At 47.6% G+C, this 9,344-nt stretch carries 13 protein-coding genes; 12 read left to right on the forward strand and 1 reads right to left on the reverse strand.

All coding sequences use genetic code 11. The annotated features are described in order from the left end of the window. Positions 1 to 535 precede the first annotated feature (535 nt). Positions 536 to 1,090 (reverse strand): PadR family transcriptional regulator, encoded by a 555-nt coding sequence (locus tag V6C71_00500; GenBank protein ID HEY9766970.1) that lies wholly within the window; start codon positions 1,088 to 1,090, stop codon positions 536 to 538. Between the two features lie 124 nt (positions 1,091 to 1,214). On the opposite strand from V6C71_00500, the gene V6C71_00505 reads away from it, so the two are divergent. From V6C71_00505 to V6C71_00560, 12 genes are all read left to right on the forward strand, one after another. Next, positions 1,215 to 2,108 (forward strand): pirin family protein, encoded by an 894-nt coding sequence (locus V6C71_00505; GenBank protein HEY9766971.1) that lies wholly within the window; start codon positions 1,215 to 1,217, stop codon positions 2,106 to 2,108. Further along, positions 2,101 to 2,517, forward strand: coding sequence for a hypothetical protein (locus tag V6C71_00510; protein HEY9766972.1), 417 nt, complete (start codon positions 2,101 to 2,103; stop codon positions 2,515 to 2,517). The genes V6C71_00505 and V6C71_00510 overlap by 8 nt, the downstream gene beginning before the upstream one ends. Positions 2,518 to 2,936: 419 nt before the next feature. Then, positions 2,937 to 3,494 (forward strand): thioredoxin domain-containing protein, encoded by a 558-nt coding sequence (locus V6C71_00515; protein ID HEY9766973.1) that lies wholly within the window; start codon positions 2,937 to 2,939, stop codon positions 3,492 to 3,494. 80 nt (positions 3,495 to 3,574) lie between these two features. After that, a complete protein-coding gene (locus tag V6C71_00520) occupies positions 3,575 to 3,964 on the forward strand; it encodes a hypothetical protein (protein HEY9766974.1) in 390 nt (129 codons plus the stop codon). A gap of 79 nt (positions 3,965 to 4,043) precedes the next feature. Next, entirely contained in the window at positions 4,044 to 4,175 is a 132-nt protein-coding gene (locus V6C71_00525) for a hypothetical protein (protein ID HEY9766975.1), read from the forward strand. Between the two features lie 171 nt (positions 4,176 to 4,346). Next, complete coding sequence (locus V6C71_00530; protein HEY9766976.1) at positions 4,347 to 4,526, forward strand: hypothetical protein; 180 nt, start codon at positions 4,347 to 4,349, stop codon at positions 4,524 to 4,526. Between the two features lie 2 nt (positions 4,527 to 4,528). Next, on the forward strand, positions 4,529 to 5,335 hold the full coding sequence (locus V6C71_00535) for an NAD(P)H-dependent oxidoreductase (GenBank protein ID HEY9766977.1): 807 nt from the start codon (positions 4,529 to 4,531) through the stop codon (positions 5,333 to 5,335). Further along, complete coding sequence (locus V6C71_00540) at positions 5,325 to 6,044, forward strand: SDR family oxidoreductase (GenBank protein HEY9766978.1); 720 nt, start codon at positions 5,325 to 5,327, stop codon at positions 6,042 to 6,044. Before V6C71_00535 ends, V6C71_00540 begins: the two co-directional genes overlap by 11 nt. Before the next feature lie 82 nt (positions 6,045 to 6,126). Further along, on the forward strand, positions 6,127 to 6,873 hold the full coding sequence (locus V6C71_00545) for an SDR family oxidoreductase (protein HEY9766979.1): 747 nt from the start codon (positions 6,127 to 6,129) through the stop codon (positions 6,871 to 6,873). An 82-nt stretch (positions 6,874 to 6,955) separates the two neighbouring features. Further along, a complete protein-coding gene (locus V6C71_00550) occupies positions 6,956 to 7,711 on the forward strand; it encodes an SDR family oxidoreductase (protein HEY9766980.1) in 756 nt (251 codons plus the stop codon). Positions 7,712 to 7,878: 167 nt separating this feature from the next. Beyond that, positions 7,879 to 8,832 carry an NAD(P)/FAD-dependent oxidoreductase gene (locus tag V6C71_00555; GenBank protein ID HEY9766981.1) on the forward strand — a complete coding sequence of 318 codons (954 nt, stop codon included), beginning with the start codon at positions 7,879 to 7,881 and terminating at the stop codon, positions 8,830 to 8,832. A gap of 118 nt (positions 8,833 to 8,950) precedes the next feature. Further along, positions 8,951 to 9,226, forward strand: a complete 276-nt coding sequence (locus V6C71_00560) for a nuclear transport factor 2 family protein (protein ID HEY9766982.1) — start codon at positions 8,951 to 8,953, stop codon at positions 9,224 to 9,226. Positions 9,227 to 9,344: the final 118 nt, after the last annotated feature.

Genomic DNA, 9,344 nt, shown 5'->3' on the forward strand with positions numbered 1-9,344 from the left:
CAAATTCAGACAACGAAGGCTCATTTGGTGCACTGTGAGCACGAGCAGTGCTTCCTCAACCATTTCATTTTATATTTGCGGCGGTCTTCACCGCCTTGAAGGACACGAGATGCAATATCTAACCCATATCGACTGCGCGACGCTGACGTTCATGACTCAGGGTAACTTTCGCTATGTGGACACGACCGGTCAGCAAGGCGTTTTGGCGGCTGGCGGTGTTGAATAGATGAAGGCAGGAAACGGCGTGTGGCACTCAGACACCCCCGTTGGCGACACGCAGGTTAAAGGCTTCCAGCTCTGGATCGCTTTGCCCGCTGCGGAAGAAAACACGCCTGCGCAAAGCATCTACCTGACTCCGTCCGACGTGCCGCAGGAAGGGCCTGCGCGGGCACTGCGCGGGCGCTATGGCGAGGCGAAAAGCCCTATCAACGCACTGGCGCAGATGACATACCTCTCCGTCTCCATGCGTCGTAGCCAATGCTTGAATTTCTTGACTTTCCATCGCAATATATTCAAAGGAATTTACGTTGATTGGCTACGGATTGTTGCGATCGCGCAGCGTGTGCATAGCACGTATCGCCTTTTCCAACCAATCTAAATAAGTCTGTTCCCGTTGCTTCACTAAGTCCAAAACTAGTCGATGCAGTTTTTGTTCACGCGATGCAGTCGGATTACTCAAAGATAGAGTCTTGATCGTTTCACACTGGGCTAGCTTTTCTTGCCGTGCTTCGAGTTCCTGCTCTAGCAGATACACGATCGCCTCGTTCGGCAACTGAGCCGCAAAATAGAGTTGCACCAGCAACGGCTCTCGCAACACGGGCAGGGGCTGATGCGTCTGAAGCCAGTGGGTCAACTCTGCTTCGCCTGCTTCGGTAATCCAGTAAACCTTGCGATTGGGGCGATCGTGCTGAATCTCGACGGTACAGGTAATCCACCCCTGTGACTCCAGTTTGTCTAAAGTCCGATAAATCTGTGCCTGATCTGCTTGCCACAGATGGGAAATGCAATCGTCAAAACACTTGGTTTTGAGGTCGTAGCCTGTCCGCTCCTGTTGTTGGAGCAGACCCAGAATCACATCGGCAAGAGACATAGGCGGTTTACCGAACGAATAGGGAGGACAAGCCCTACCTATAGAATTGATATACTTCTATGCTAATATATGATTAATCATATATAGGATAAGTTTTATAAACTGTCTGCCTGGAGGCAACTGTATGACAACTCAAACTCAAACACTCCGAACCGTTGCTGGAATCATTAATAGTGTAGAAACGCTTGAAGGAGGGGGCTTGCTGGTGCGTCGTCCTTTTCCCAAGAGTAGCTTTTCCGAGTTTGACCCCTTTCTCCTCCTCGATGAATTGGGTCCCGTGAACCAGAAGCCCGGTCAAGCAAAGGGCGCACCGGATCATCCCCATCGTGGCTTTGAAACCGTCAGCTACGTCCTGGATGGACGGCTGGAACACAAGGACTCGGTCGGTCATGCCGGACTGCTCAATCCTGGCGATGTGCAGTGGATGACCGCGGGGGCAGGCGTAGTGCATTCCGAAATGCCAGAAGCTGAGTTTACCCGCACGGGTGGGCGACTGCACGGCATTCAACTCTGGGTCAACTTGCCGCAGCGGGACAAGATGATTGCTCCTCGCTATCAGGAAATTCCATCGACGCAAATTCCGGTGGCTCACACCAAAGATGGGTCTGTGACAGTGCGCGTGATTGCGGGAGAAGCGTTGGGGGCGAAAGCGGTGATTGAAACCCGCACCCCGATTATCTACCTGCACTTCACGCTACAACCGGAAGCAAGCATTGTTCAAGCGATACCGAAAGAGTACAACGCCTTTACCTATGTCCTCAATGGATCTGGTTTATTTGGCACTGAGCAGGAACGGGGTGAGGATGGGCAAATGGTAATTTTTGCACCTGATGGTGAGGAAGTGGCGATCGCCAATCCTGCCGATGCCACCCAACCCCTCGATCTACTGCTGATTGCTGGAGTGCCGCTGAATGAACCTGTGGTACGCTATGGTCCCTTTGTGATGAACACTGAAGCCGAAATCTTGCAAGCGATCGACGATTACCGAAATGGAAGGATGGGACAGATTCATGCTTAACACGCTTCAAAACCGCATTACCCAACATCAACTTCTGACCAATATACGCATCAAGTTATTGCATTTGCATAAACTGTTGTTGGATACAGAGCGTATTCATTACGAACAGGTGCGCGGACGGGTCTCTAACAGTGAATTGCTGCAACTGGCGATCGATCACGATCAATTTGCCTGGTTGCATCGCCTTTCAGAATTGATTGTGCAAATTGATGAGTTAATCGACTCTGATGAGCCTATCACCTCCGAGGCGATCGGTGCTCTCATTGCTGATGTTCGGATTCTACTCACACCTGATGAAGCTGGAAATGACTTTGCTGTGAAGTATGATGCGGCGTTTCAACGCAACCCCGATGTGGTGTTAGCTCATGCTGATTTGGTCACACTGCTAGCGACTAAAGTTCAACTATAAATTGAGCAGTTCGTCTAGATTAAATTTAATCTGGACGAACTGCTTTTATGCATTGTATTTGGCGAATCGTAAGCATTCGCAACGTGTTCAGGTGTTTATTGATTTCCTAATTCAGCGATTTGGGAATCCGCCCTATTGAGAAAGAAACGTTTGACGGACGATACTGCCTACTCTGACAATTAATCTGCGAACTGATGTATTTCCTAAACGAATCGATGCGCCCGATTCTAACTTAAGTTATAGCTAGCCTTCTACTCTGAGATGGCATGGTTACTCTATCAATTTGCACTGTAAAAAATTTAACTTGCTATAGACGACAGCTTGAAGGCGATCTCCTATATTAAATGTATGCAAACAGAGATGCAATCAATGGATTGAGCAAGTTAATTGCAAGATTCCCTTGATGCAGATGTAGAAAGATGAACGACGATCGCAGCCACAGTTCCTTACTTGTCCCACCTTCAACCCAAGATTGGATGCAAGGTGTGCTGAGTGCCAAGGTCGTGCTAGTGATGTATGGAGACTATCAAGACTCCAGAAGTGCGGACGTTTACAAGCTGATTAAAGCGATCAAACGAGAGCTTAGGGCTGTTTTTGGAGAGGATTATTTATGCTTTATCTTCCGTCATTTTCCGCAAACACAGATCCATCCTCATGCTCAACGAGCCGTCCAAGCTGCCGAAGCCGCCGCTGCCCAAGGACAGTTTTGGTTAATGAATGATACTTTATTTACCCATAAACAAAGGTTAGAGAATGGTTATCTTGTCGAGTATGCCAATGATTTAGGGCTTGATATCCCTCAGTTTCTCAAAGACCTGTCTAAGCAGGTGCATATCAATCGTATCAATGAAGAGATCGAAAGCGCAATACACAGTGGAGTAACGACTGCCCCAGCCCTATTTATCAATCACATTCGATATACCAAACGCTGGAAAATGACAGAGTTGATGACAGCTATTGTTGCTGCAAGTCACTAAGCTCTATTCATATCTAACTTGTTTGTTAATGCTAGTATCCGCGATCGCCCTTACTACAAAAATCAGGAGGTTACACCAACATGGTTCAAGAGCAAACTGTAAACAAACCAGAAAATGTACAGGCAACTCCCAACCTGACACCCGCTCAGGAGTTTTTGCAAGAACTCTGGTCAGAGCATCTGCGGCACGAGTTTGGCACTCACAACACGGAAAATGCCCTCGCCACGATGGTTGAGGATGCTTACGTCAACCACATTCCGGTAATGACTGGGGGAGTAGGGAAACCAGCACTGCGCGAGTTTTATTCCAAATACTTCATTCCACAAATACCGCCGGACATGGAGCTGACCCCAATCTCGCGCACAATCGGGACCGATCGGCTCGTCGATGAAATGGTGGGTAACGTTCACTCATACCGTTCGGATGGACTGGATGCTACCCGGCATTGCTCCGACAGGGAAACGGGTTGAAGTGCCAGTGGTAGTGATTGTCCAGTTCCGTGACGGCAAGCTAGCCCATGAGCACCTCTACTGGGATCAGGCGAGTGTATTGATTCAACTTGGCTTGCTCGATCCTGGTACGCTGCCCGTTGTAGGGGTTGACAGTGCGCGCAAGGCGATCGATCCCAACTTACCTTCAAACACACTAATTCATTGCGCCAGCGATGGCGACTCAGCATGAAATACAACACCGGCATTTCTCACTAACAGATTAGTAACCTGGTAGTAGTGCCATCCTAGCTGTCTTGCGCCAATTTCTTGAAAACAACACACTGTCTATTTTGACTTAGCAGTCAAAATAGAGTTAAACATAAGCTCTATCTAGCTTTCAGTGATTGGGAGCGCAAAACTTGTGAGCAATGCGGGTGATAGCACTGTGCGGGAACAACGGGCGGTGCTTGAAACACATCGGCAGGAGGTTAAGGAGCGACTGTGTGAACTCAGTTGCCATTTGAAAGCGATTGAGAAAAAAATCAATCGCTGTAAACAAGAGGAACAAATTAAGTACTCCAAGGAAATTGAAAGAAGTTAACTATGAATGTGCTAATTGTCTATGCCCATCACGAACCCAAGTCCTTTAATGGCGCACTGAAAGACATCGCTGTTGCGGTTTTGACCGAGGTAGGCCACCAAGTAAAAGTGTCGGATTTGTATGCCATGAATTTCAAAGCCATTGCCGACCGGGCTGACTTTAAGGAGATGCTAGAGCCCGACTATTTGAAGTACGGGATTGAGCAGCGACATGCTTACGAAAACGATGCGCTAGCTGACGATATCAAGGCTGAACAAGAAAAGCTGCGTTGGGCAGACTTGCTAATCCTCCAATTTCCAATTTATTGGTTCTCGATGCCCGCCATTCTCAAGGGCTGGGTGGACCGGGTGTTCACGGCGGGCTTTGCCTACAGCAAAGGTATGTCTTACGACACTGGCGGATTGAAAGGCAAGCGAGCAATGCTTTCGTTCACTACTGGCGATCCGTTCGATACCTATGCCCACAACGGTCGTCATGGTGATATAGACATAGTGCTCTGGCCAATTCAGAACGGTATTCTCCGCTTTGTCGGCTTCGATGTTCTACCTCCATTTATTGCTTGGTCTGCTGCCAGAGGGGGTCAAGAGATTCGTGAGCACCACTTGGTTGACTATCGTGACAGACTTCTTGCCCTAGACAGGACGGAGCCGCTATTTTTTCATTTAGTAGAGGATTACAACGAGTCGTGGCAGCTTCGACCAAGCATTGAAGCACGTACACCGGGGCAGAGAACGATGGCCCGAGATGAGTGTGTAAGCTTACGGAATGCTCAAGTCTTGCAACTAGGAAGTTCGCTTCTTGCAGAATAGCAATATCCGCGCAACTCTGATCGCATTTGGTGCTGCGGGTGCAACAGTGGTGTTCTCCGGTAGACGCGACGCAGAAGGAGAAAAAACTGCCAAATTAATCCGTGAGATAGGCGCTGAATGTTTATATGTCCATTCAGATGCCTCGAATGAGGAAGACATCAAAGCGTTAGTGCAAAAGACAGTTGCAACCTACGGGCGGCTCGACTATGCCTTCAATAATGCAGGCATTGACGGTTTTTTTAAGCCTCTGCATGAACAATCAATTGAAGACTTTGACAACCTGATGGCAGTCAATGTTCGGGGACTGTTTTTGTGCATGAAGTACGAGATTGAGCAAATGTTGTCTCAAGGATCTGGTGTGATCGTGAACAATTCGTCAACGAGTGGTCTCGTTGCATTTCCGGAGACTTCTCCTTACGTTGCCAGCAAACATGCAGTAATGGGGCTGACGCGATCGGCGGCGCTGGACTATGCCAAGCAAGGCATCCGGGTTAATGCGGTGAATCCTGGAGGCACTACGACTGAAATGCTCGATCGCGCCTTTAGGCAACTGGGTATCACAGCGGATGATTTAGACTCTTTGGTTCCAATGGGTCGGATCGGTCAGGCAACGGAAATTGCTCAAGCAGTTGTGTTTCTCTGCTCTGATGCTGCGAGCTACATCACTGGGCAACCCTTAGCGATCGATGGCGGATATACAGTGAGTTGATTTTTGATTGTTGATCGTGGAATCACAGTGAATCGATCCATTTCAAGAGAGAACAACCGGACTTGATTTTAGGAGAAACAGAATGACATTTCAGGATAAAGTGGCGTTAGTCACTGGCGGAACTTCAGGAATTGGTCGTGCAACTGCAGTTGCGTTCGGGGAAGCTGGTGCAAAAGTGGTGCTCTCCGGGAGACGGAAGGCAGAAGGTGAAGAAACTGCTGCACTGATTCGCGATACCGGAGCAGAGTGCCTCTTTGTGCGATCGGACGTATCCGATGAAGCAGAAGTTCAAGCTTTAGTCGATAAAGCGATCGCCACCTACGGCAGACTCGATTGTGCCTTTAACAATGCTGGGATTGAGCCTCCTCTCAAACCACTGCACAAACAATCGATTGAGGATTTTGACAAACTGATGTCGATTAATGTGCGGGGGCTGTTCTTGTGTATGAGATACGAGATTCAACAGATGCTCAACCAAGGATCAGGTGTGATTATCAATAATTCGTCAATGGGTGGGTTAATTGCTTTTCCAGGAATATCTCCCTATATTGCCAGCAAACACGCGGTAATGGGGCTGACACGCTCTGCTGCACTCGATTATGCCAAACAAGGTATTCGGATTAATGCTGTCAATCCTGGACTGATTGCTACTGCAATGATGGTTCGCCTGAGTAGTGGCTCGACTGATGATGTAGGGTCTACGGTTCCAATGGGTCGTATGGGTCAGGCAGCAGAAATTGCTCAAGCGGTTGTTTTTCTGTGTTCTGATGCTGCCAGCTACATCACGGGACAACCTTTGGTAATCGATGGCGGATATACAGTGAGTTGATTTTTGATTTTTGATGGTGGACTCACAGTGAATCGATCCATTTCAAGAGAAAACAACCGGACTTAATTTTAGGAGAAACAGAATGACATTTCAGGATAAAGTGGCGTTAGTCACTGGTGGCACATCGGGAATTGGCAGAGCAACAGCGATCGCTTATGCCCAACAACAAGCAAAGGTGGTGGTGGTTGGCCGTCGAGTTGATGAGGGTGAAGAAACTGTTCGATTGATTAAGGAAGCTGGCGGAGAGGCGATTTTTGTGCAAGCAGATGTCACGAAAGAAGCCGATGTTAAAGCAACGGTTGATAAAGCGGTTGGCGTTTTTGGTCGGTTAGATATTGCCTTTAATAATGCAGGAACTGTCGGCGAAAATCCCTCATTGATTGAGCAAACAGAAGCAGAATACGATCGCATGATGAACGTCAATGTCAAAGGCATTTGGTTGTCGATGAAGTATGAAATCGCTCAGATGTTGAAACAGGGAAGTGGTTCGATCGTCAATACGGCATCTGCGAATGGAGTCATTGCACTTCCTGGCGTACCCCTCTACACCGCGAGTAAACATGCGGTAGTCGGCTTAACAAAAGCTGCTGCCCTTCAATATGCCAAAGTGGGGATTCGCATCAATGTCGTTGCACCAGCGGCAATCGAAACAGATATGTTTGAAGCAGCTACAGGTGGGCAGGATGAAGCCAAAGCTTACATAACAGGACTTCACCCGATCGGACGAATTGGAACACCGCTTGAAGTTGCAAATGCAGTCCTGTTTTTATCATCTGACCTGGCATCGTTCACAACAGGTACAACATTGATGGTAGATGGTGGGCTTGTAACGCAGTAGTCGATCGGCAGTGCGAAATGTTTGATACAGCACTTCAAGCGACTCACTAAAGCAACACTGAAATAGGTTCGCTAATTCCATAGGAAACTCCATAGGAATCTGCAAGAAGTTAAATGTTGGAACTGACTACACTCAAGTGAACTAAGACAAAGAGAACTTAGGAGTTGATGATTATCTCCAAAGTTGGAGAACAGAAAAAGATGATGAACCAAAACAAAGAGATTTACGAGTGCGTCATTGTCGGTGGCGGTTCCGCTGGACTCAGTGCGGCACTGCTTTTAGGCAGAAGTCGCCGTCGCGTGTTAGTCTGCGACAAAGGGAATCCGCGTAACGCTCCCGCACACGAGTCGCACGGCTTTTTCACCCGCGATGGTATCAGTCCGCATGAACTTTTAAGCATCGGGCGCGACCAACTCAAACCTTATAAAAGCGTTGAATTTCAAGCGATCGGGGTCAAGGAAATCAACCCATCCGGCAATCAATTTGAAGTTGTGTTTGAGGATGGCACGATCAAAAAAACGCGCAAAATTTTGCTGGCTTTCGGGGTAATGGATGAATTTCCAGCTCTCGAAAACTTTGGTGATTTCTGGGGCAAAAGCGTATTTCAATGTCCCTATTGCCATGCCTGGGAAGTGCGCGACGAGCCGCTTGCCATTGTTGGAAATGGCGAAACGGGCATTGAAATGGCGGCATTGCTGAAAAATTGGAGTGCTGATTTAGTCCTCTGCACCAACGGCAAAGCCGATCTAACCGCTGATCAAAGAACACTGTTGGAAAACCACAAAATCCTTGTTCGCGAAGAGAAAATCATCCGACTCGAAGGCGATAACGGACAATTAGAAAACATCGTTTTTGAGACAAACGAGAAAATTGCGCGTCGCGGAATACTGATCCGACTAAAGCAAACACTCCGTTCAAACCTAGCTGAAAAGTTAGGCTGTGAGTTGAATGAATTCAATTTAATCAAGACGACCAATGTTTTTAACGAAACTAGCGTCAAAGGCGTTTATGCGGCAGGTGACATCACTTCACCCATGCAAGGGATCGCCGTTGCTGTTTTTCAGGGTAGCGTTGCTGCTGGCGGCTTAAATCACTTTCTGATTATGGAAGATTTCGTCTAAATCAAGGTAATTCAATCTTCATCAGAACAAGCATCGTGGCTGGTCTAGTTTCATAGACCAAGAGAGTAGGGAAAACCTTCTCTCCAACAGGGTTAGGCTTTTTAACTAAGGAGAAATCATGAAATCCAATCAAAGCGTCGTCATAGAGCGACTGCAACAAGCACAGAACGCGCATGACCTGGAAGCGCTTTTAGCCTGCTTTGCACCTAACTTTCAGGGCAATCATCCACTTCATCCTGAGAGAGGTTTCGAGGGAATTGAGGATGTCCCTAAGAATTGGTCTGTCATATTCCACAACATCCCAGACTTTCACTCAGAGTTGCTCCGTTTGGCAGTTGAGGGTGACACGACCTGGGCTGAGTGGTACTGGTTTGGTGCGAACCGTTCGCTTTAAATGAGTTTATGACTCAGAGAAAAGCGGTTAATTGTTAAGCAAAGTTACATAAAAAAATAACGAGAATTAACAATTAAACAACTTAAGGTTCGTGTTGGTGAGGAAAATATTCCAAGTC

Source organism: Coleofasciculaceae cyanobacterium (genome assembly GCA_036703275.1).
In the GTDB taxonomy this organism is placed as follows: domain Bacteria; phylum Cyanobacteriota; class Cyanobacteriia; order Cyanobacteriales; family Xenococcaceae; genus Waterburya.

What these genes read in the sequence shown, in the direction of transcription:
- V6C71_00500 (HEY9766970.1), bottom strand. Translation starts at nt 1,090, where the DNA reads ATGTCTCTTGCCGATGTGATTCTGGGTCTGCTCCAACAACAGGAGCGG.
- V6C71_00505 (HEY9766971.1), top strand. Translation starts at nt 1,215, where the DNA reads ATGACAACTCAAACTCAAACACTCCGAACCGTTGCTGGAATCATTAAT.
- V6C71_00510 (HEY9766972.1), top strand. Translation starts at nt 2,101, where the DNA reads ATGCTTAACACGCTTCAAAACCGCATTACCCAACATCAACTTCTGACC.
- V6C71_00515 (HEY9766973.1), top strand. Translation starts at nt 2,937, where the DNA reads ATGAACGACGATCGCAGCCACAGTTCCTTACTTGTCCCACCTTCAACC.
- V6C71_00520 (HEY9766974.1), top strand. Translation starts at nt 3,575, where the DNA reads ATGGTTCAAGAGCAAACTGTAAACAAACCAGAAAATGTACAGGCAACT.
- V6C71_00535 (HEY9766977.1), top strand. Translation starts at nt 4,529, where the DNA reads ATGAATGTGCTAATTGTCTATGCCCATCACGAACCCAAGTCCTTTAAT.
- V6C71_00545 (HEY9766979.1), top strand. Translation starts at nt 6,127, where the DNA reads ATGACATTTCAGGATAAAGTGGCGTTAGTCACTGGCGGAACTTCAGGA.
- V6C71_00550 (HEY9766980.1), top strand. Translation starts at nt 6,956, where the DNA reads ATGACATTTCAGGATAAAGTGGCGTTAGTCACTGGTGGCACATCGGGA.
- V6C71_00555 (HEY9766981.1), top strand. Translation starts at nt 7,879, where the DNA reads ATGATTATCTCCAAAGTTGGAGAACAGAAAAAGATGATGAACCAAAAC.
- V6C71_00560 (HEY9766982.1), top strand. Translation starts at nt 8,951, where the DNA reads ATGAAATCCAATCAAAGCGTCGTCATAGAGCGACTGCAACAAGCACAG.